At 72.2% G+C, this 20503-nt stretch carries 17 protein-coding genes; 9 read left to right on the plus strand and 8 right to left on the minus strand.

Annotated features, from left to right (window positions below; translation table 11 throughout):
* Positions 1-148 precede the first annotated feature (148 nt).
* Positions 149-1381, plus strand: a complete 1233-nt coding sequence (locus tag AB0D74_RS06790) for an MFS transporter (protein ID WP_362581266.1) — start codon at positions 149-151, stop codon at positions 1379-1381.
* Here AB0D74_RS06790 and AB0D74_RS06795 read toward each other — a convergent pair.
* Both AB0D74_RS06795 and AB0D74_RS06800 read right to left on the minus strand, forming a co-directional pair.
* On the minus strand, positions 1324-2514 hold the full coding sequence (locus AB0D74_RS06795) for a hypothetical protein (RefSeq protein ID WP_362581268.1): 1191 nt from the start codon (positions 2512-2514) through the stop codon (positions 1324-1326). The genes AB0D74_RS06790 and AB0D74_RS06795 overlap by 58 nt on opposite strands.
* The gene (locus AB0D74_RS06800; RefSeq protein ID WP_362581270.1) at positions 2511-3452 is read right to left on the minus strand and encodes a 5-dehydro-4-deoxyglucarate dehydratase; all 942 of its coding nucleotides are present in this window, start codon (positions 3450-3452) and stop codon (positions 2511-2513) included. The genes AB0D74_RS06795 and AB0D74_RS06800 overlap by 4 nt, the downstream gene beginning before the upstream one ends.
* A gap of 251 nt (positions 3453-3703) precedes the next feature.
* On the opposite strand from AB0D74_RS06800, the gene AB0D74_RS06805 reads away from it, so the two are divergent.
* The 7 genes from AB0D74_RS06805 to AB0D74_RS06835 all read left to right on the plus strand — a co-directional run bounded on the left by AB0D74_RS06805 (position 3704) and on the right by AB0D74_RS06835 (position 11005).
* The gene (locus AB0D74_RS06805) at positions 3704-4513 is read left to right on the plus strand and encodes an NAD(P)-dependent oxidoreductase (RefSeq protein WP_362581272.1); all 810 of its coding nucleotides are present in this window, start codon (positions 3704-3706) and stop codon (positions 4511-4513) included.
* Positions 4514-4787: 274 nt separating this feature from the next.
* On the plus strand, positions 4788-5558 hold the full coding sequence (locus AB0D74_RS06810) for a DeoR/GlpR family DNA-binding transcription regulator (RefSeq protein WP_362581274.1): 771 nt from the start codon (positions 4788-4790) through the stop codon (positions 5556-5558).
* Positions 5559-5634: 76 nt separating this feature from the next.
* A complete protein-coding gene (locus AB0D74_RS06815; RefSeq protein WP_362581276.1) occupies positions 5635-7002 on the plus strand; it encodes a sugar ABC transporter substrate-binding protein in 1368 nt (455 codons plus the stop codon).
* Complete coding sequence (locus AB0D74_RS06820) at positions 6999-7937, plus strand: sugar ABC transporter permease (protein ID WP_362581278.1); 939 nt, start codon at positions 6999-7001, stop codon at positions 7935-7937. Before AB0D74_RS06815 ends, AB0D74_RS06820 begins: the two co-directional genes overlap by 4 nt.
* Positions 7934-8779: a carbohydrate ABC transporter permease gene (locus AB0D74_RS06825; protein WP_362581280.1), complete on the plus strand. Its 846-nt coding sequence runs from the start codon at positions 7934-7936 to the stop codon at positions 8777-8779. Before AB0D74_RS06820 ends, AB0D74_RS06825 begins: the two co-directional genes overlap by 4 nt.
* Positions 8776-9765: a zinc-dependent alcohol dehydrogenase family protein gene (locus tag AB0D74_RS06830; protein ID WP_362581282.1), complete on the plus strand. Its 990-nt coding sequence runs from the start codon at positions 8776-8778 to the stop codon at positions 9763-9765. Before AB0D74_RS06825 ends, AB0D74_RS06830 begins: the two co-directional genes overlap by 4 nt.
* 70 nt (positions 9766-9835) lie before the next feature.
* The gene (locus tag AB0D74_RS06835; protein ID WP_362581284.1) at positions 9836-11005 is read left to right on the plus strand and encodes a TerD family protein; all 1170 of its coding nucleotides are present in this window, start codon (positions 9836-9838) and stop codon (positions 11003-11005) included.
* Between the two features lie 34 nt (positions 11006-11039).
* Here the strand turns inward: AB0D74_RS06835 and AB0D74_RS06840 are convergent, their stop codons facing one another.
* Complete coding sequence (locus AB0D74_RS06840; RefSeq protein ID WP_362581286.1) at positions 11040-11606, minus strand: helix-turn-helix domain-containing protein; 567 nt, start codon at positions 11604-11606, stop codon at positions 11040-11042.
* Between the two features lie 163 nt (positions 11607-11769).
* Between AB0D74_RS06840 and AB0D74_RS06845 the strand changes: the two genes are divergently transcribed.
* On the plus strand, positions 11770-13215 hold the full coding sequence (locus AB0D74_RS06845) for an MFS transporter (protein WP_362581288.1): 1446 nt from the start codon (positions 11770-11772) through the stop codon (positions 13213-13215).
* A gap of 167 nt (positions 13216-13382) precedes the next feature.
* Here AB0D74_RS06845 and AB0D74_RS06850 read toward each other — a convergent pair whose 3' ends face one another.
* From AB0D74_RS06850 to AB0D74_RS06870, 5 genes are all read right to left on the minus strand, one after another.
* Positions 13383-14390 (minus strand): 1-aminocyclopropane-1-carboxylate deaminase, encoded by a 1008-nt coding sequence (locus AB0D74_RS06850; protein WP_362581289.1) that lies wholly within the window; start codon positions 14388-14390, stop codon positions 13383-13385.
* Between the two features lie 14 nt (positions 14391-14404).
* The gene (locus AB0D74_RS06855; RefSeq protein ID WP_362581291.1) at positions 14405-15052 is read right to left on the minus strand and encodes a GntR family transcriptional regulator; all 648 of its coding nucleotides are present in this window, start codon (positions 15050-15052) and stop codon (positions 14405-14407) included.
* A gap of 106 nt (positions 15053-15158) precedes the next feature.
* The gene (locus AB0D74_RS06860; protein WP_362581292.1) at positions 15159-16751 is read right to left on the minus strand and encodes a TROVE domain-containing protein; all 1593 of its coding nucleotides are present in this window, start codon (positions 16749-16751) and stop codon (positions 15159-15161) included.
* Positions 16752-17203: 452 nt separating this feature from the next.
* Positions 17204-18652 (minus strand): alkaline phosphatase PhoX, encoded by a 1449-nt coding sequence (locus tag AB0D74_RS06865; RefSeq protein WP_362581294.1) that lies wholly within the window; start codon positions 18650-18652, stop codon positions 17204-17206.
* Between the two features lie 241 nt (positions 18653-18893).
* Positions 18894-20324, minus strand: a complete 1431-nt coding sequence (locus AB0D74_RS06870) for a hypothetical protein (protein WP_362581296.1) — start codon at positions 20322-20324, stop codon at positions 18894-18896.
* Positions 20325-20503 lie beyond the last annotated feature (179 nt).

Below are 20503 nucleotides of genomic sequence, written 5' to 3' on the forward strand. Positions count from 1 at the left end.
GCTGCACCGGTTCGGTCGTCCGCCCGGACTCCCCGATCCCCTTCGGGAGGCAGACCGCACGGCCTCCCGGAACTCATCGGCCCCGTCTTCCTTTCTAGGGCACCTTCCCGATCCCCGCACCCCCGCCTTAGACCCACGATGACCAGGCATGACGACCACCTCCTCGCGGGCCGTGACCCGCCTGCTCCGCGACCGCAACGCGGCCCTCTACCTCACCGGCGTCGTGGTCTCCGGCTTCGGCACCTCCGCGCTCTGGCTGGTGTCCGGTGTCTGGGTCAAGGACCTCACCGGCTCCGACGGCCTCGCCGCCCTGTGCACCGCCGCCCTCTGGGCCCCCACCCTCGCCGGGCCGGTCCTCGGCACCCTCGCCGACCGCGTCCGCCGCAAGCCCCTGCTGATCTGCGTCAACCTCGGTCTCGCGGGTCTTCTGCTGTCCCTGCTGACCGTCGGCTCCCCCGCCTCCGTCCGGCTCCTGTTCGCGGTTCTCCTCGTATACGGCGCGGCGGGCGTGGTGGAGGACGCGGCGAACTCCGCCCTCGTCGCCGCCGCCGTCGATCCCGCCCTCCTCGGCGACTTCAACGGGCTGCGGACGACCGCCCGGGAGGGCATGAAGCTGGTCGCCCCGCTGACCGGGGCAGCGCTGTACACGGCGTACGGCGGGCCGGGCGTGGCGCTGCTGGACGCGCTGACCTTCGTGCTGGCGGCGGGGGTGTGCGCGCTGCTCCGGGTGCGCGAGGAGCGACCGGAGCCGGCCGCCGGGAACTGGCGGCGGCAGACCGTCGAGGGCGTCCGGCTGCTGTGGGCGCATCCGGTGCTGCGACCGCTGGTCCGGGCCGGTGGCGCCACGATGTGCCTGGCCTCGCTCGGCAGCAGCATGAACTACGCCGTCGTGGCCGCCCTCGGTCACTCCCCCGCCTACACGGGGGTGATGTACGCCGTCCAGGGCGTCGGCTCGGTCGGCGTCGGGCTGGTGGCGGGGCCCGCGCTGCGGCGGCTCGGGGAGCGGCGGTTCGCGGCGTACGGGATCGCGCTGACGGGGGTGGCGGTGGCGGGGCGGGCCGTGCCGTGTGACATGGCACTCCTGGCCTGCAGCCTCGCCGGCGGTATCGGCCTGCCCTGCGTCCTGATCGCCGCCCACACCGCCGTACAGCGCGAGATCCCGGCCGCCGCGCTGGGCCGGGCGACCGCGACGGCCGACACGCTGATGTTCGCACCGAACGTGGTCGGACTGGCCGCCGGGGCCGCTCTCGTCGAACTCGTCGACCAGCGCCTGCTGTTGCCGGTCTTCGGCGGCGCGCTGCTCCTCACCGCCGGGTCACTGGCTCAGCGCAACGCCTCCCGTACCGCGGCCAGGTCGCCGTCCGACGCCAACCCGGCGTGATACAGGCGCAGTTCGGTCGCGCCCAGCGCACGGGCGCGGTCGGCGTCGGCGGCGAGGGTGCCGGGGCTGCCGCCCATCCCGGAGACCACCGTGAAGTTGGCGGCCAGGACGGTGTCGGCGCGGGCGTGTTCGGCGAAGGGCGCGAGCAGGGCCGTACCGGCCGTGCAGGGGACCACGACGCCGTCCGCGACGGACAGGATCCAGGCGGGGTCCACGCCCGCGTTGGCGCCGCAGTGGTAGCTCACCGGGTCGGCGTGCAGCAGCACCCGGAAGCCCGCGGGGGCCGCCGCCCGGACCGCGGTCACGGCCGTCTCCTGGAGCGTGCGGGCCTGTCCGTCGCGCCACGCGCGCGTGGCCGCCGCGACCGGCTCGCCGAGCAGCTTCTCCACCGTGGGCCAGCCGGCGTCGTCGCCCGTGCCCCGCCACAGCGGCTCCAGGGCCTCCCGTACGGCGGCGGCCAACTCGTCCGGATCCAGGCCCTGTTCGCCGTAGCCGGCCCGGCAGGCGGGGCAGAAGCACAGTGCCATCAGGTACTGGCCGGCGTCCCCGAGGCCGACCCCGGCGGTCTTGTCGTGGGCGTGCAGGTGCTGGAGGCCGTACCAGCCGAGGGACTCCAGTTCGGTGCCGGCCGCGCCGGGGCGGACGGCGGCCTCGGCGGCGAGGTCGGCCAGGTACGCGCGCGTGGCGGGCTGGGCGATGCAGGGTGCCCAGGGGTAGCGGTCGCCGTAGGCGTTGACGACCGAGGTGTCCGGATGTTCGGCGCCCAGGCGGGAGTTGTGGGCGAGGATCACCCAGGTGTGGACGTCGAGGCCGGCGCCGGCCAGGGCTTCGGCGGCTTCCCCGTAGGCGTCGCCGGGGGCCCAGTCGCCCGCCCGGTGGGGGCGGAGTCCGCGGCCCGCCCAGTGCTCGCCCGGCGGGTAGTAGACGGCCGCGTACTCGGCGGTGACGATGCGGTGGCGGGGGTGGCGCGGGGTCAGGGCGCGGGTGGAGTGGTAGGCGGAGGCCAGGGTGACCTGGTCGACGCCGAGTGCGGCGATGCGTTCCGCGGCCGTGGGGTCCCCGTCGACGTCCCAGGGGTACACGAACGCCGACGTCCTCGGCCGTCCTGCCCGGTTCGCTCCCGGATGCGTCACGCGTCCTCCTCCAGCAGTGCGCAGCCGCGCTCGATCAGCTGGGCGAGCTGCTTCACGTGGTCCTCGGCGGGCTCGTGCAGCGGGGGGCGGACCTCGCCGACGTCCAGGCCGCGCAGTCGTACACCGGCCTTGACCAGTGAGACGGCGTATCCCCGGCCCTGGGCGCGGAGTTCGACGAACGGGCGGTAGAAGCCGTCCAGCAGTCGCTCGACGGTCGCCCGGTTCCCCTCGCGCAGGGCGGCGTGGAAGGCGAGGGCGATCTCGGGGACGAAGCAGAAGACGGCGGAGGAGTAGAGGCCGATGCCGATGGCCTGGTAGGCGAGCTGGGTCTGTTCGGCGGTGGGCAGGCCGTTGAAGTAGAGGAAGTCGCCGGGGGCCTCGGTGCGGACGGCGCTGACGATGCGCTGCATGAGGTCCAGGTCGCCGAGGCCGTCCTTGAAGCCGATGACGCCCTCGGTGCGGGCGAGTTCGACGACCGCGGGCGGGGTGAACACGGCGTTGTCGCGCTGGTAGACGATCACGGGGAGCTCGGTGGCCGCCGCCACCTCGCGGTAGTGCCGCAGCAGGCCCTCCTGGCCGGCGACCACCAGGTAGGGCGGCATGGCGAGGAGGCCGTCGGCGCCCGCGGCCTCGGCGAGACGCGCGTAGCGTACGGCGAGCGCGGTGCCGTAGCCGGCGCCGGCCACCACCGGCACCCGGCCGCCGGTCGCTTCCACGGCCGCGCCGACGCAGGCCTCGAACTCCTCGGGGAGCAGTGCGTGGAACTCCCCCGTGCCGCAGCAGGCGAAGACGGCGGCGGCGCCGGCCTCGACGCCCCGGCGGACGTGCTCGCGGTAGGCGTCGAGGTCGAGGGAGCCGTCGGGACCGTAGGCGGTGACGGGGAAGAAGAGCGGCCCGCGCGGGTCACGGAGCCGGGCGGCGAGAGGGGCTGGCGTCACGGGCGCTCCCTGTCGAGGCGGTCGACGCAGATCGTGCTGCTGATGCATGTCTCTGATCGGCGTCCATATTCATGAACGCGACCACGTTACGAGGCCCCCTCGGGGCCGGTCAAGGCGACAAACGACCAACAGCCGAGCGGATTCCCGCACTCCACGGCACACTTGACTCGGTACGTCACACCTCCCTAGCGTGTCCATGAATGTGAATTTCATACACGGACACGACCGGCAGCGATCCAAGGAGACCGTGGATGCCCACGCCCCGCACGCTACTGCTCACCGGTGCCGCCGGCGGACTCGGCACCCTGATGCGGTCCCTGCTCCCGGAGTACGGCTACGAGCTGCGCCTGTTCGACGTGCGGCCGATCGAGGGCGAACCGGACGCGATCACCGCCGACCTCGGCGACACGGACGCGCTGCGCGAGGCGGTGCGGGGCGTGGACGCCGTCCTGCATCTCGCGGGGATCTCCCTGGAGGCACCGTTCGGGAAGATCCTCCGCGCGAACATCGAGGGCACCTACAACCTGTACGAGGCCGCCCGCGAGGCCGGCGTGCCGCGCATCGTCTTCGCCTCCTCCAACCACGCCGTCGGCTTCACCCCGGCCCCGCGCCCGGGCGATCCGCTGATCCCGGTGGACACCCCGCGCCGCCCGGACACCTTCTACGGCCTGTCCAAGTCGTTCGGCGAGGACCTCGCCCAGCTGTACTGGGACAAGCACGGCCTGGAGACGGTCTCCGCGCGCATCGGCTCCTGCTTCGCGGAACCGGCCGACGTGCGGATGCTCTCGGTGTGGATGAGCCCCGCCGACGGCGCCCGCCTCTTCCACGCGGCCCTGACCGCCGAGGAGGTCGGCCACACCGTCGTCTACGGCTCGTCCGCCAACACCCGGCTGTGGTGGGACCTGAGCAGCGCGCGGGCGCTCGGTTACGATCCGCAGGACGACTCCGAGCAGTTCGCGGAGAAACTGATCGCCGAGCACGGCGAACTCGACCCGGAGAAGCCGGCCCACACCCACCTCGGCGGGCGCTTCGTCGACGACCCGCCGGTCTGGCCGTACTAGTACGCGGCACCGTGCACGCGACGGCGCGAAACGATCGCACGCGGCGGCGGGCGGGCACCGAACGGGCCCGCCCGCCGCCGCGTTCGGGCATCCGGGCCGCCCGATCCCACCCCTCCCCCGGCAGCCGCGCAGGTCCGAGGCGGGCACTCCGCCCGGCAAACGGGCCCACCCGGGCAGTATCGGGCCCGCAACAGGCCTGGTCAGCCCCGCACACCCGCTGTAGAACTTGCTGCATGGCCCGAACGGGCACCTCCACAAGGAAGTGGGTGACGAGATGAGCACGCAGACGGCGGAGGAGCGCCAGCGCGAGATCGTGCGGGCCGCGCGCGCCACGGGCTCCGTCGACGTCACCGCGCTCGCCGACGCCCTGGGCGTGGCCAAGGAGACCATCCGGCGCGACCTGCGCGCCCTGGAGGACCACGGTCTGGTGCGCCGCACCCACGGAGGCGCGTACCCCGTCGAGAGCGCCGGTTTCGAGACCACCCTCGCCTTCCGGTCGACCAGCCACGTGCCGGAGAAGCGGCGGATCGCGTCGGCCGCCGCCGAGCTGCTGGGCGACGCCGAGACCGTCTTCGTCGACGAGGGCTTCACCCCGCGGCTCATCGCCGAATCACTGCCGACGGACCGGCCGCTGACCGTGGTCACGGCGTCGCTGCCGGTCGCGGGCGCACTGGCGGAGACCGAGAACATGTCGGTCCTGCTGCTGGGCGGCCGGGTCCGGGCCGGCACGCTGGCCACCGTCGACCACTGGACGACGAAGATGCTCGCCGGCTTCGTGCTCGACCTCGCCTACATCGGTGCCAACGGCATCTCGCGCGAGCACGGCCTGACCACCCCGGACCCCGCCGTCAGCGAGGTCAAGGCGCAGGCGATCCGGGCCGCGCGCCGGACGGTGTTCGCGGGCGTGCACACCAAGTTCGGAGCCGTCAGCTTCTGCCGCTTCGCCGAGATCGGCGCCCTGGAGGCGATCGTGACGAGCACCCTGCTCCCCACGGCCGAGGCCCACCGCTACTCCCTGCTGGGCCCGCAGGTCATCCGGGTCTGACCCACCACCGCCCTCCCCCGAGGGCGCTCCACACCCATCAATGCCCTATATATCCCGATTCCTCCAGGAGCGATCCATGCGAACCCCGAGCCGACGGAGGCCGCGAGTCACCCTCGCCATGGCCGCCGCAGGGACGCTGCTCGCCCCGCTGCTCTCCGGCTGCTGGGTCGGTGCGGGCGGGTCCGGTTCCGGCGGCGACTCGATCAACGTGCTGATGGTCAACAACCCCCAGATGACGGAACTCCAGAAGCTCGCCCCGCGCTTCACCAAGGAGACCGGCATCAAGGTCAACTTCACCGTCCTGCCCGAGAACGACGTCCGCGACAAGATCAGCCAGGACTTCGCCAACCAGGCCGGCCAGTACGACGTGGCCACCCTGTCCAACTACGAGATCCCGATCTACGCCCGCAACGGCTGGCTGCACGAGATGGACTCCTACGTCGCGAAGGACCCGGGCTTCGACCAGCAGGACATCCTCAAGCCGATGCGCGAGTCCCTGACCGCCGACGACGGCAAGCTCTACGGCGAACCCTTCTACGGCGAGTCGTCGTTCCTGATGTACCGCAAGGACGTGTTCGCGGCGAAGGGCCTGACGATGCCCGCGCACCCCACCTGGCAGCAGGTCGCCGACCTCGCCGCGAAGGTGGACGGCGCGCGGTCCGGCATGCGCGGCATCTGCCTGCGCGGCCTGCCCGGCTGGGGCGAGATGATGGCGCCGCTGACCACGGTCGTGAACACCTTCGGCGGCACCTGGTTCGACAAGGACTGGAAGGCACAGCTGACCGGGTCCGGCTTCGAGAAGGCGACGAAGTTCTATGTCGACCTGGTCCGCGCCCACGGCGAGTCCGGCGCCCCCCAGTCCGGCTTCGCCGAGTGCCTCAACAACATGACCCAGGGCAAGACCGCCATGTGGTACGACGCGACCTCGGCGGCCGGCCTCCTGGAGGCGAACGGCTCCCCGGTCAAGGGCAAGCTCGGCTACGTCCCGGCGCCCGTGGAGCAGACCAAGTCCGCAGGCTGGCTCTACACCTGGGCCTGGGGCATCCAGAAGGCCTCCCGCAACCCGGACAAGGCCTGGAAGTTCGTCTCCTGGGCGTCCGGCAAGGAGTACGAGGAGCTGGTCGGCGAGACCAGCGGCTGGTCCAACGTCCCCGCGGGCAAGCGCGCCTCGACGTACACGAACCCGGACTACGTGAAGTCGGCCGCGGCCTTCCAGGAGATGACCAAGGAGGCCATCGAGAGCGCCCGCCCGAACGACCCCGGCGTGCAGCCGCGGCCCGCGCCCGGCATCCAGTTCGTCGACATCCCCGAGTTCACCGATCTCGGCACCAAGGTCTCCCAGGAGATCAGCTCGGCCGTCGCCGGACGGCAGTCCGTCGACTCGGCCCTCAAGAAGTCCCAGCAGCTCGCCGAGAAGATCTCCAAGGAGTACGAGGGACGATGACCGTGACGACAGCAACCCCCCGTGCGGCCACCCCCGCACGCGCCACGCGGCCACCCTCCGCCCGGCTGCGCGCCTGGACCACCCGGGCCCCGCTCCTGCCCGCCCTGGTCTTCATGATCGTGGTGACCCAGCTGCCCTTCGTGGCCACGGTGGTCATCTCCTTCTTCGACTGGAACGCCCTCTACCCGAAGGCCCGGCACTTCGCCGGCGTCGACAACTACCGCCAGGTCCTCACCGACGCCGACCTGCGCCACTCGGTCTGGACGACCGTGCTGCTCACGGTGACGGTGGTGCTGGTCAGCCTGGTCCTCGGCCTCGCGCTCGCGCTGCTCCTGAACAACAGGTTCCGCGGCCGGGGCGTCGTCCGCACCCTGCTGATCGCACCGTTCCTGGTGGTCCCGGTGGCCGCGGCCCTGCTCTGGAAGCACGTCCTCTACAACCCCGAGTACGGCCTGCTCAACGGCCTGTTGCACTACGTCGGCGGGCCGCAGCCCGACTGGATCTCCCATACCCCGCTGCTGGCCGTGGAGGCCGCCCTGGTGTGGCAGTGGACGCCGTTCATGATGCTGATCCTGCTGGCCGGGCTGCAGAGCCGGGACCCCGAGCAGATCGAGGCCGCGCGGGTGGACGGCGCGAACGAATGGCAGGTCTTCCGCCACCTGACCCTCCCGCACCTGCGCCGCTACCTCGAACTCGGCGCCCTGCTCGGATCGATCTACATCGTCCAGAACTTCGACGCGGTCTTCACGATCACGTCCGGCGGCCTCGGCACCGCCAACCTTCCGTACACCGTCTACCAGAACTTCTACCAGGCCCACGAGAACGGCCTCGCCTCGGCCGCCGGCGTCCTGGTCGTCATCGGCTCGATCATCATCGCGACCTTCGCCCTGCGCGTGGTGTCGTCCCTGTTCCGAGAGGAGGCGTCCCGCGCATGAGCAGCCTCGCCCTACGCGCCGGCAAGCACCGGGGCCGCAGCATCGGCCTGGTGGCCTGGCTGGCCGGCATCGTCTTCTTCTTCCCCATCGCCTGGATGGCGCTGACGTCCTTCCACTCCGAGGCGGACGCGGCGACCAACCCGCCCTCCTTCGGCGCCGCCCTCACCCTGGACGGCTACCGCGAGTTCTTCGGCGCGGGCGGCGGCGCGAGCCCCTGGCCGGCGCTGGTCAACTCGGCGGTGGCGTCGATCGTCTCGACGCTCCTCGTCCTCGTCCTCGCCTTCCCGGCGGCCTACGCGCTGTCGATCCGGCGGGTGCGGAAGTGGACGGACGTCCTGTTCTTCTTCCTCTCCACCAAGATGCTGCCGGTCGTGGCCGGACTGCTGCCGATCTACCTGTTCGCGAAGAACACCGGGATGCTGGACAACATCTGGTTCCTGGTCATCCTCTACACCTCCATGAACCTGCCGATCGCGGTGTGGATGATGCAGTCGTTCCTCGCCGAGGTCCCGGTCGCGGTGATCGAGGCCGCGCAGATCGACGGCGCCCGGCTGCCGACGATCCTCGCGCGCGTGGTCGCCCCGATCGCCCTGCCCGGCATCGCCGCCACCTCCCTGATCTGCTTCATCTTCAGCTGGAACGAACTGCTCTTCGCCCGAGTCCTGACGGGCGTGGTCGCCGAGACCGCCCCCGTCTTCCTGACCGGTTTCATCACCAGCCAGGGCCTGTTCCTGGCCAAGGTGTGCGCCGCGTCGCTCGTCGTCTCCCTGCCGGTGCTCGCCGCGGGGTTCGCCGCCCAGGACAAGCTGGTCCAGGGCCTGTCGTTGGGAGCCGTGAAATGAAGGCCGCCGTCATCGAGTCCGTGGGCCGTGCCGTCGTCACCGAGGTCCCCGACCCGGCACCGGGCCCCCGCGAGGTCGTGGTGGAGGTGGCCGCGTGCGGCCTGTGCGGCACCGATCTGCACATCCTCCAGGGCGAGTTCGCGCCCAAGCTGCCGATCGTGCCGGGCCACGAGTTCGCCGGCGAGGTGGTCGGCGTCGGCTCCCAGGTGACCGAGGTGGCGATCGGCGACCGGGTCGCGGTCGACCCGTCCCTGTACTGCCACGAGTGCCGCTACTGCCGGGACGGCCACAACAACCTCTGCGAGCGCTGGGCGGCGATCGGCGTGACCGTGCCGGGCGGCGCCGCCCAGTACGCCGTCGCCCCCGTCGCCAACTGCGTGAAGCTCCCCGAGCACGTCCGCACCCAGGACGCGGCCCTGGTCGAGCCGCTGTCCTGCGCGGTGCGCGGCTACGACGTCCTGAAGTCGAGGCTGGGCGCGCACGTGCTCATCTACGGCTCGGGGACCATGGGCCTGATGATGCTGGAGCTGGCCAAGCGGACCGGCGCGGCGAGCGTCGACGTGGTCGACCTGAACCCGGCCCGCCTGGAGACCGCCCAGCGGCTGGGCGTCTCGGCGACCGCCGCGAACGCGGACGAGCTGGACCGGCCGCGGGGCTGGGAGGTGGTGATCGACGCGACCGGGAACGCGGCGGCGATCCAGGACGGCCTGGGCCGGGTCGCCAAGGCCGGCACCTTCCTCCAGTTCGGCGTCGCCGACTACGCGACCCGGGTGACGATCGACCCGTACCGCATCTACAACCAGGAGATCACCATCACCGGCTCCATGGCCGTCCTGCACAGCTACGAGCGGGCGGCGGAGCTGTTCGCGAACGGGGTCCTGGACCCGGAGGTCTTCATCAGCGACCGGCTGCCGCTCGACAGCTACCCGCAGGCGCTGGAGCAGTTCGCGGCGGGCGTGGGACGGAAGATCGTCGTGGTGCCGTAGCGGTCGTGGTGGACCCTGAAGTTTAAGGGAACGGTAAAGCGGGGCCGTTCGTTCACCCGGCATGACAGCTATGACCCCTGGCTCGAACATCCCTCTGCCGGTCTCCCGGGTGGCGGTGGACGTCTCCGCCCCCGTGCGGCTCGACGTGTCGGGCCTGCTGCTCACGGGCGACGGCAAGGTGCGCTCCGACGACGACTTCATCTTCTACAACCAGCCCAGCGGCCCGGGTGTGACGTACCGCTCCGGCGGCGGTACGGCCCCGGACGCGATCACCGTCGACACGGCGGCCGTGCCGCCCGGCATCGAGAAGATCGTCGTCACCGCGAGCCCCGACGCCGCAGGCCAGACCTTCCAGGGCATCGAGCCGACGGCCACGGTCCGCAACGCGGACGACGGCTCGGTGCTGGCCACCTTCACGCCGCCGCAGCTGGGCACGGAGACGGCCCTGGTGATCGTGGAGATCTACCTGCGCAACGGCGCGTGGAAGGCCCGCGCGGTCGGCCAGGGGTACGCCAACGGGCTGGCCGGCATCGCCACCGACTTCGGCGTGACGGTGGAGGAACCGGCCCCGGCCCCGGCCGCGCAGCCGACGGCCCCCGCGATGGCCCCGCCGGCCCCCGCCGCTCCCCCGATGCCGCCCGCTCCGCCCGCCCCCGGCGCCGGGAAGATCAACCTCGACAAGGGCCGGGTCAGCCTCCAGAAGAACCAGACCGTGTCCCTGGTCAAGGGCGGCAGCCCGCTGCTCTCGCAGGTCAAGATGGGCCTGGGCTGGGAGCCGGCGTTCCGCGGCAAGGACATCGACCTGGACGCCTCGGTCATCGCCTACGGCCCGCAGCGCAACCACATCGACAGCTGCTACTTCGGCAAGCTGTCCATCCTGGGCGGCGCGATCAAGCACTCGGGCGACAACCTCACCGGTGAGGGCGGCGGGGACGACGAGGTGATCGCGGTGGACCTCGGCCGGATTCCCCCGGAGGTCACCGGCCTGGTCTTCACCGTCAACTCCTTCTCCGGCCAGAAGTTCACGGAGGTCGCCAAGGCCTACTGCCGTCTGCTGGACGCCGCGTCCGGCGAGGAGCTGGTCCGCTTCGACCTCACCAGCGCCGAGGCGCAGACGGGCGTGCTGATGGCGAAGCTGGTCCGCCAGTTCTCCGGCGAGTGGGACATGACGGCGATGGGCTCGTTCGTGAAGGCCCGGACGGTACGGAACATGGTCAAGCCGGGGGCGGAGGCGCTCTGACCCTGGTCCGGCGACGGGTGTGCGGCCGTGGGCGCTACGGCCGCAACCCCTCCGTGAGCAGTGCCAGATAGCGCCGGATCTCCCTGCCCTGCCCGTCGGCCAGTTCCGAGGCCGTGGCCAACCCGTGTGCGAGCCGCAGGAGTTCGATCGGCTCGATGTCCGGGCGCAGGGTCCCCTCCTTCTTCGCCGCGTCCACCAGGCGGGTGGCGGCGCCGCGGACCGTGACGCCGCAGGCCGTGACCGTGGCGGAGCTGCCGTCCGTGACGGCCGAGCCCAGCAGGGTCTTCAGGCCGCGCACCTGGATGGTGGCGAGGCACAGTTCGTTCAGCCACTCGGTCAGTGCCGCGCCGGGCGCGAGCTCCGCGGCGAACTCGCCGGCCTTCGCCGCCAGCCCCTCCAGCCGGTCCACGAACGCGGCCTCCAGCAGCGCCTGCCGGGTCGGGAAGTGCCGGTAGAGCGTGCCGGAGCCGACGCCCGCCCGTTTGGCGATGTCGTCGAGCGACGCGTTCTCACCGTGCTCGGCGAAGGCCTCGACGGCGACCTTCAGCAGCCGCTCGTAGTTGCGGCGGGCGTCCGCGCGCATGGGCCTGACCTGCGTCATCCAGTTACTCCTTGCGAACCGGGGACTCTCTCCGTATCTTATCGAAGACTAAACGGAGACAGTCCCCGCTTATCGCCGTGTGCTGCGTGTGTGCGCCACGGGCAGTCCACCTGCCCGTACTTCACCATGCCCGCGCCGGGGACGCACAGACCGGGAGAACCTCATGTCCGCCCCGTCCAGCCCGTCCGCCCCGTCCACCGCCGCCGCCCCGCCGGACTCCGCGCACCCCGCCAGGCTCGGCACCGCTCTCCTCGTCATCGTCACCGCCTACATGATGGTCGGCGTCGACGCCACCGTCGTCAACGTCGCGCTGCCCGACATCCAGCAGGGCCTGGGGTTCAGCCGGACCGGCCTGTCCTGGGTGCTCAACGCCTACACCCTCGCCTTCGGCGGCCTGCTGCTGCTCGGCGGGCGCGTCGGCGACATCGCCGGCCGCCGCCGTGCGCTCGGCGCCGGGGCACTGCTGTTCGCACTGTCCTCGCTGCTCGGCGGCCTCGCCGCGGAAGGCGGCTGGCTGCTCGCGGCGCGGGCGCTGCAGGGCGCCGGTGCCGCGCTGATCGCGCCCAGCACCCTGGCCCTGATCACCACCAACTTCCCCCCGGGCCCGCGCCGCCACCACGCCCTGAGCATCTACTCCTCCGTGGCCGGCATCGGCGGCTCCGTCGGCCTGGTCCTGGGCGGCATGCTCACCTCCTGGGCCTCCTGGCGCTGGGCCCTGCTCATCAACGTGCCGATCGGCATCGCCCTCTTCCTGGCCCTGCCCCGGTTCGTCGCCGAGACCCCGCGCCACGCGGGCCGCTTCGACCTCACGGGCGCGCTGACCGGGACGGCCGGGATGACCTCGCTGGTGTACGCGTTCATCCGGGTCTCCGAGGACGGCTGGACCGACACCCGCTCCCTGCTCGGCTTCAGCTGCGCCGTCGCGCTGCTCCTCGGCTTCACCCTGGTCGAGTCCCGGGCCGGCCAGCCGATCATGCCGCTGCGGCTGTTCGCCGACCGGGACCGGGCGGGCGGCTATCTCACCCTGATGCTGCTGCCGGCGGGCATGTTCGGCGCCTTCTACTTCCTCACCCTCATCTGCCAGCAGGTCCTGGAGTACAGCCCGCTGCGCGCCGGGTTCGCGTTCCTGCCCATGACGCTGGCCATGTTCACCGTGGTGCGGCTGCTGCCGAAGCTGCTGGCCCGCTTCGGTGCCAAGCCGATCCTGCTGACCGGCATCACCCTGCTCGTCGCCGCCGGCGGCTGGCTGTGGCGGCTGCGGCCCGGCGACGGCTACGCCACCGGGCTGCTCGGTCCGCTGCTGCTGCTCGGCGTGGGCGTCGGCCTGAGCTTCATGCCGCTCAACGCGACGATCCTCGCCCGCATCGGGCCGCGGGAGGCGGGCGCCGCCTCCGGCCTGCTGCAGACCTTGCAGTGGCTGGGCGGCACCCTCGGACTCGCCGTCCTGGTCACGGTCTACGGCACGGCGACCCGCCACGCGACGGGCACCCCGGCCGACATCCTCACCCACGGCGCGGCCCGCGCCTTCGGCATCGGCTCCCTGGTCGCGGTGGCCGCGTTGCTGGTGGCGGGGTTCGTCATCACGACGCCACGGAAGCAGGGGGACTAGCTGCACGCGCCGTGCGGGCCGTGCGCCGGCTGCCGGTGCGTGGGGGCTGGTCGCGCAGTTCCCCGCGCCCCTAAAAGCAGGGCGCTGGGGTGAGCGCCCCTTCAGGGGCGCGGGGAACTGCGCGAGCAACCACGACGGCGCCGCAGTCGACCACTGGCGCACACCGGCTAGAACAAGGCGCTGTAGGCGTTCAGCGCCGGCTGCCCGCCCAGGTGGGCGTACAGCACCGTCGAGTCGGCGCCGATCTCGCCCCGCTCCACCAGGTCGACCATCCCCGCCATCGACTTCCCCTCGTACACCGGGTCGGTGACCATGCCCTCGGTGCGGGCGGCCAGCCGCATCGCCGCGAGGGTGGTGTCGTCCGGGACGCCGTAGACGCCGGCGTGGTAGCGGTCGTCCAGCTCCACGGTCAACTCACCCTCGACCCCGATGAGTTCGCCGGTGCGCCGGGCTATCCGGGCCACCTGCTCGCGGGTCTCGGCGGGCTTGGCCGACGCGTCGATGCCGATCACCCGGCGTTCCCGGCCGCCCGCCTCCTGAAGCGCGGCGAACCCCGCGACCATGCCGGCCTGCGTCGACCCGGTCACCGAACAGACGATCACCGTGTCGAAGAAGACGTCCAACTGCTGTTCCTGCTCGGCGACTTCGTACGCCCAGCCGGCGAAGCCGAGGCCGCCGAGCGGGTGGTCGGAGGCGCCGGCCGGAATAGCGTACGGCTTGCCGCCGGACTCCTCGACCTCGCGCAGCGCCAGCTCCCAGCTCTCCTTGAAGCCGATGCCGAACCCGGCCCGGACCAGCCGTACGTCCGCCCCGGCCAGCCTGCTGATCAGGATGTTGCCAACCTTGTCGTAGACCGAGTCCGGCCACTCCACCCAGCTCTCCTGCACCAGCACGCACCTGAGCCCGGCGCGGGCGGCGACGGCGGCGACCTGGCGGGTGTGGTTGGACTGCACCCCGCCGATGGAGACGAGGGTGTCGCAGCCCTTGGCGAGCGCGTCCGCGACCAGGTACTCCAGCTTGCGCGTCTTGTTCCCGCCGTACGCGATCCCGGAGTTGCAGTCCTCCCGCTTGGCCCACAGCGCGGCGCCGCCGAGGTGGGCGGTGAGGCGCTCCAGGGGGTGCACGGGCGAGGGGCCGAAGAGGAGGGGGTAACGGGCGTAGGAGGAAAGGGACATGGAAGCTCCTGGGGTCAGTCGGGGTCGGCCAGGTCGGCGAGGCTGCGCCAGATCTCCGCCGTGACCCGGACCGCCGCCTCCGTGTCACCGGCGGCACACGCCGCGATCAGCCGTTCGTGCAGACCGGTCGAGCGGCAGGAGCCGCCCTCGCCGAAGCGGCGGCGCTCCAGGCGGCGGATGAGCGGGGTGTAGCGGGCCACGGTGGCGGCAGCCGCGCGATTGCCGGCCACCCGGACCAGGACGTCGTGCAACTCGTCGTCGGCGCGCAGCGCCCCGTCCACGTCACCGGCCTGCACGGCGGCGGCGAACTGCACGTTGGCCACCCGCATCCGGTCCAGGTCGGCGTCCCCCAGCAGGGGCACGGCGGCCCGCGTGACCAGCTCGTGCATGGCCCCGACCACGGCCGCCGCGTCCCGTACCTCGGCGGCCACGACCGGCGTGACCCGGGTGTAGCTCTGCGGCTTGCTCTCCAGGAGCCCCTCGTCGACGAGCCGTGCGAACGCCTCCCGCACCGGCGCCCGGGACAGCCCCAGCCGCTCCGCGAACTCGGCGTCGCGCACCACCGCGCCCGGTTCGATGTCCCCGGCGACGATGGCGTCCCGGATCGCGGTGTACGCGCGGTCGCGGAGCAGGGTACGGGCGACGGGTCGTAGGGCCTCCATGAATTGAAATGTTAGATATCAGTAGGGGGCGAGGGCAAGGGGGTGGCGGGCACGGGTGTGACCCGCACCCCCCGTGAAGGTGCGGGTCACGATCGGAGGGCGGCGGTCAGGCCGCAGCCGTCTCCCACGGCCAGGCGGCGTTCCGGGCCGCCTCCAGCAGGGGGACCATGCGGAAGGCCGCGTCCGAGAGGCCGCCGAAGGTGTGCCGGTTGCCCTTGCCCGACGGGCCGTGGCCCACCCGGTAGCCGGCCAGGTTCCAGGTGTAGACCGGTACGTGCGCCGGGACCTGCCGGGTCGGGTCGCCGTGCCGGTTGAACGCGTACTGCTCGTCGGTGACGATCAGCACCCGGTCCTGTCCCCGGTAGTGCGAGCGGATCGCCGAGGTGGTGTCGGTGCCGCCCAGGTCGCCGAAGCGGCCCAGGACCTTCAGCACCGACTCGCCCTCGCCGAACGCCAGCCGCCTGCTCGTCGTACCGAACTCGACGAGGTCCGCGTCCGCGGCCCGCAGCGCGAGCGCCGTGCCGAAGATCGCCGCCGCGTCGGCCCGGTTGAGCTCCGAGCGCTCGGACAGCCGCGAGTAGAACATCGAGCCCGAACGGTCCACGAGCACCAGCGTCCGCCCCGGCAGCGCGGGCACGTTGGCCAGCGAGTGACCGAGCGCCCGCTCCAGCGGGTACGACCAGCGCAGCGACGGCGCGTGCTGGTACGCGGCGAGGTACCGGAACGGGAACTGCCGCGACCGCGCCACCTCCGCCGGGTCGCCGATGCGGGCCGCGACGGTGGCCGCGACCTCGTCGGAGACACCGGCCTCGTCGAAGTTCCGCAGGTTGCGGACGAGCGCCATGGCCCCCATGGACGGGATGACCGCCTCCCACGCGGCTTTGTCCATCGGGCCCTGGAGCCAGCCGGCCAGCGCCTCCCAGGTGAGGCCGGCCGCCGCGAGCCGCTCGGCGCCACCGGGCCCGGCGACGACCGCACGCCGCTGCCCGACGGGCAGTGCCATCAGCTCACGGTGCGCGCCGAGCACCGGGCTCGACACGGGCGGTACGGCGCTGTCCGGGTTGTGCCGCCGGTCCAGGGCGTACCGGAACAGCTCGCCCTGCCACCGCTTGTCCGGGTCCGGCGCCGCGTGCACCAGGTTGAGGACGTCGCCGAAGCGGTACCCCTTGGACGCGGTGTCGTACTTGAGCAGCGACTTGCCGTGGTACAGCCGCCGTACGGCGTCGGCGATCCCCCGCTTGACGGGCTTGGGAACGGCACGGCCGTAGGTCGCCGTCCAGTAGGCGAGCAGCTCGCCGGGCTCGTCGGGCCGCTGGAGCACGGAGGCGACGACCTGACGGTTCGAGGGGCCGTCGGTGGCGCCCGCGGTCAGGCGGGCGTGCACGTACTCGGCGGCGCCCACGATCGAGGCGGTCCGCATGTTGCCCTCGCCGCGCAGCCAGCCGAGCAGACCGGCCGTCCAGGCCGGGTCGGTGACGGCGAGCTCACGCAGGAGCGTGGCGAAGCGGTCGTCGCGGTCCGCGCCGGACTCGTAGAAGGTCCGCTGCGAGACGAAGTTGGCGACGGCGAGCAGGAAGAGCTCGGACCGCGCGTCCCGCTCCCGGCCACGGCCGCCCTCGTAGGTGCGAAGCACGCGTCCCGTGGAGGTGACCCGCGAAGTGGGCTGCGCCCGGGCCGCCTTGGTGTTGAATCGCGCCATGGTGAATTCCCCCCGAATTCAATGGAGTCTGGGAGGAGGCGCGGCAACAGGAGGGTGTCCGAGGTCGAAATCGACTGCGGTTGCTTATAACTGGCGCGTCTTCCGTTCCGCCACATCGGCCCCGAGCCGATGACGGGATTCGAACCCGCATGAGGGATTCACCCCCACCAGTCCCCGAAGTACCCGCTGTCTTCGCACCGGACACCCACCTTGAGCTGCGCCTCCCGAGGTCAAGAACACGCACCGGGAGGTGCATGAAGTTTTCGGTGTCCAGAGATCGAAGCCGGCGGAACCGACGTAGGTGCTCTAACCCCTGAGCTACACCGGCACGTTGTACCGGTGGCGGGACTCGAACCCGCGACCGCCCCATTATCAGTGGAAGTAGGTCCTGCCTTCGCACCTGGACGTGTACAACCTTAGGAGGGGGGCCGCGGGCCGGGCGAGCGAATTAACTAGCCGCGCTGCTGGCGCTTCCAGGGACCGGTGATGGCGAGCATGATGCCCGGGGTCTGGATGTTGGCGTACAGGGTCCGGCCGTCGGGCGAGAAGGTGACGCCGGTGAACTCGCTGTACTCGGGGTCGTCTTCGGTGCCGATGTTGAGTTCGTTGCGGGCGATGGGGTAGGTACGGCCGCTGTCGGTGGCGCCGAACAGGTGCTGGAGGCCCTCGCCGTCCTCGGCGATGACCAGGCCGCCGTACGGGGAGACGGTGATGTTGTCCGGGCCGTCGAAGTTGCCCTCCACGGACGGGTCCGGGTTGACGCCGATGCGGACCTTGAGCGTGAGGGTGCGGCGCTTGGGGTCGTAGAACCACACCGAGCCGTCGTGCTGGACGGGGCTCTCCGCACGGGCGTAGGAGGAGACGATGTACACGCCGCCGTCGCCCCACCACATGCCCTCCAGCTTGCGGGCGCGGGTGACCTGGCCGGTGGTGAACTGCTTGCGCACGGAGGTGGTCTTCGCGTCGCGGTCCGGTACGTCGATCCAGTCGACGCCGTAGACCGTGCCGATCTTCGTGGCGCGGGAGAGGTCGTCGACGAACTGGCCGCCGGAGTCGAAGCACTTGAACGCCTGGAGCGTGCCGGCGTCGTCGCCGAGGGTGCGCAGCCTGCCGTGCCCGTGGTGGAAGTGCTCGGGCGGGGTCCAGCGGTAGAGCAGGCCGTTCGGGTTGGAGGCGTCCTCGGTCAGGTACAGGTGGCCGCGCTTGGGGTCGACGACGACGGCCTCGTGGGCGTAACGGCCGAGCGCCTTGAGGGGCTTGGGGTTCCGGTTGGCCCTGCGGTCCTCGGGGTCGACCTCGAAGACGTAGCCGTGGTCCTTGGTGAAGCCGTTGGTGCCGGCCTTGTCCTCGGTCTCCTCGCAGGTCAGCCAGGTGCCCCAGGGGGTGTTGCCGCCCGCGCAGTTGGTGGCGGTGCCTGCGATGCCGACCCACTCGGCGACGTGCCCGCCGGGGCGGACCTCGACGACCGTGCAGCCGCCGGCCGCGGCCGGGTCGTAGACGAGGCCCTCGGTGAGCGGAACCGGGTACGGCCAGTTGGCGCGGGCACCGGCCAGCTCGTGGTTGTTGACGAGGAGGGTGGCGCCGCGCGGGCCGTCGAAGGTGGAGGTGCCGTCGTGGTTGGAGGGGGTGAACTCGCCCGACTCCAGCCTGGTCCTGCCGCTGTAGGTGATGATCTCGTACGTGAAGCCGGCGGGGAGCGCGAGGATGCCGTCGGGGTCCTCGACCAGCGGCCCGTAGCCGACACCGCCGTGTCCGTGCCCGTGCGCCGACCCGGCCGCCTCGATGTCGGTGGCGGCGAGGGCGTTGGGGGCGGTGGCGAGCGCGCCGACGCTGCCCGCCAGCGCGACACCGGCCCCGGTGATCGCGGATTTCGTCGTGAAGTCCCTGCGGGTGAGCGACATGGTGTCTCCTGTGACGGTCGGAGTGCCGTGGAGGGTGGCGGACCTCAACTCGGCGCACACGCTCCCGCCCACCCCTGAACACCGGTTGAACGCAGGGCGACATCGCGGCCGTAAGTTCCATGAATCCGTAAGCCCGGCCCCACGTCACCCAAAAGCCCGCCCCAAGAGAACCCCACAGAGGGCAACGGTTCCCCACAGCCACTTCACGCCCGCCGCGACGGCGCGTTCGCCCCTTCGGCCGCTACCCCCCGTGCTGGGACCGCGCCTTGAACGCCGCCTTGCGGGCCTCCTTGGCCACCCTCTTGTCCGGGTGGAGGCGGCCCATCGCTTCGAGGACGTCGGCCGTGTCGGGGTGGCCGACCCGCCACGCCTCGGCGAAGAAGCCGCTGTGCTGCTGGGCGAGGCCCTCCACCAGCGCCTGGAGCTCCTCGGAGTTCCCCTCGGCGGCCAGCTGTGCGGCCACCGTGTCGATGGTCAGCCAGAAGATCATGTCCTGGGAGGGGGCGGGCACGTCCGGCGCGCCGCGTTCGGCCAGCCAGACCCTCGCCAGGCCGCCCAGCTCGGGGTCGTCGAGGACCTCGCGGAGGGCGGGCTCGGCCTCGGCGCCGAGCAGGGAGAGCGCCTGCTGGCAGCGGAGCCGCCGCAGCGGGGCACCCGCGTCCGCACCGCGCGCGGCGGCCAGCAGCTCCCGGGCCGCGGCGAGGGACTCCCGGCGGGCCAGCCACTGCTCGGTCTCGGCCTGCGCGGCCCCCTGCGGAAACGCCGCCGTGCCGTCGAGCAGCGCGTCCGCGCCCTTGTCGGCGAGCTCCCCGACCGCCGGCGCCGCGAACCCGGCCTCCAGCAGCCGCGCCCGCAGCCCGTAGGCGCCGAGCGGGGTGAGCCGCACCATGCCGTAGCGGGAGACGTCGGCCTCGTCGACCGGGCCCGCCGCCGGCTCCTCCTCGGCGTCGGCCATCAGCGCCTCGTCGACCGGCTGGTACTCCACCAGCCCGACCGGCTCCAGCAGGCGGAACTGGTCGTCGAGCCGCATCATCGCGTCGGAGACCTGTTCGAGGACGTCGTTGGTCGGCTCCCCCATGTCGCTGGGCACGATCATCGACGCGGCGAGCGCGGGCAGCGGCACCGGCGCCTCGCCGGGACCGCCCTCGCTCACGGTCAGCAGGTACAGGTTGCCGAGGACGCCGTCGAGGAAGTCCGCCTCCGCCTGGGGGTCCCAGCCGAGTGACGAGAAATCGACCTCGCCGCCCTCGTCGAGCGCGTCGACAATCCCGTCCAGGTCGGGCACGCTCGCGTCCGCGATCACGGTCTCCAGCGCGGCCTGCCACACCGCGAGGACGTCGTGCGGCGAGCCCCCGGTGAGCAGCGCCAGCTCCTCCCCCGCCGCCACCGTCCCGGCCTCCTCGTCGGCGATCTCGACCAGGCCGGCGTCCACGGCGACCCGCCAGGCCTCGCCGGCGTAGGCGACGGCGTCCTCCCCGGTGAGCCCGAGCGCCTCGGCGGCGGCCGGGAGCTGTTCCTCGACCAGCTCGCCACCTGCGTCCACGCGGGTGTCGGGGCCTGCCCAGCGGGCGAGCCGGGCGGCCCGGGTGAGCAACGGCGTGGACAGCGCGGCGTGCGCCAGCTCCGCTTCGGAACGCAACCGCACCGGGGGCAGGGGGGCGCTGTCAGACATCGGCTGGTTCTCCTCGGACGCCTCAACGGTCGTACGGCGACATGGACACCGTATCGACGGCCGTACGACCACCTGGACGCCGTACGGCTCAGCCGCTCAGCCTAGACGGATTTCCACCCATGCCGCCCGGTTCATCTCCCCGCCCGGCCCCGTACATGGCTGAAACCTTGACAACTACC

The organism is Streptomyces sp. NPDC048278 (assembly GCF_040652195.1).
Classification (GTDB): domain Bacteria; phylum Actinomycetota; class Actinomycetes; order Streptomycetales; family Streptomycetaceae; genus Streptomyces.

Excerpts from the sequence above, each read along its gene's own strand:
- AB0D74_RS06815 (WP_362581276.1), top strand. The coding sequence starts at position 5,635 with ATGCGAACCCCGAGCCGACGGAGGCCGCGAGTCACCCTCGCCATGGCC.
- AB0D74_RS06850 (WP_362581289.1), bottom strand. The coding sequence starts at position 14,390 with ATGTCCCTTTCCTCCTACGCCCGTTACCCCCTCCTCTTCGGCCCCTCG.
- AB0D74_RS06870 (WP_362581296.1), bottom strand. The coding sequence starts at position 20,324 with ATGTCTGACAGCGCCCCCCTGCCCCCGGTGCGGTTGCGTTCCGAAGCG.
- AB0D74_RS06825 (WP_362581280.1), top strand. The coding sequence starts at position 7,934 with ATGAGCAGCCTCGCCCTACGCGCCGGCAAGCACCGGGGCCGCAGCATC.
- AB0D74_RS06855 (WP_362581291.1), bottom strand. The coding sequence starts at position 15,052 with ATGGAGGCCCTACGACCCGTCGCCCGTACCCTGCTCCGCGACCGCGCG.
- AB0D74_RS06835 (WP_362581284.1), top strand. The coding sequence starts at position 9,836 with ATGACCCCTGGCTCGAACATCCCTCTGCCGGTCTCCCGGGTGGCGGTG.
- AB0D74_RS06840 (WP_362581286.1), bottom strand. The coding sequence starts at position 11,606 with ATGACGCAGGTCAGGCCCATGCGCGCGGACGCCCGCCGCAACTACGAG.
- AB0D74_RS06860 (WP_362581292.1), bottom strand. The coding sequence starts at position 16,751 with ATGGCGCGATTCAACACCAAGGCGGCCCGGGCGCAGCCCACTTCGCGG.
- AB0D74_RS06830 (WP_362581282.1), top strand. The coding sequence starts at position 8,776 with ATGAAGGCCGCCGTCATCGAGTCCGTGGGCCGTGCCGTCGTCACCGAG.
- AB0D74_RS06820 (WP_362581278.1), top strand. The coding sequence starts at position 6,999 with ATGACCGTGACGACAGCAACCCCCCGTGCGGCCACCCCCGCACGCGCC.
- AB0D74_RS06805 (WP_362581272.1), top strand. The coding sequence starts at position 3,704 with ATGCCCACGCCCCGCACGCTACTGCTCACCGGTGCCGCCGGCGGACTC.
- AB0D74_RS06845 (WP_362581288.1), top strand. The coding sequence starts at position 11,770 with ATGTCCGCCCCGTCCAGCCCGTCCGCCCCGTCCACCGCCGCCGCCCCG.
- AB0D74_RS06810 (WP_362581274.1), top strand. The coding sequence starts at position 4,788 with ATGAGCACGCAGACGGCGGAGGAGCGCCAGCGCGAGATCGTGCGGGCC.
- AB0D74_RS06865 (WP_362581294.1), bottom strand. The coding sequence starts at position 18,652 with ATGTCGCTCACCCGCAGGGACTTCACGACGAAATCCGCGATCACCGGG.
- AB0D74_RS06790 (WP_362581266.1), top strand. The coding sequence starts at position 149 with ATGACGACCACCTCCTCGCGGGCCGTGACCCGCCTGCTCCGCGACCGC.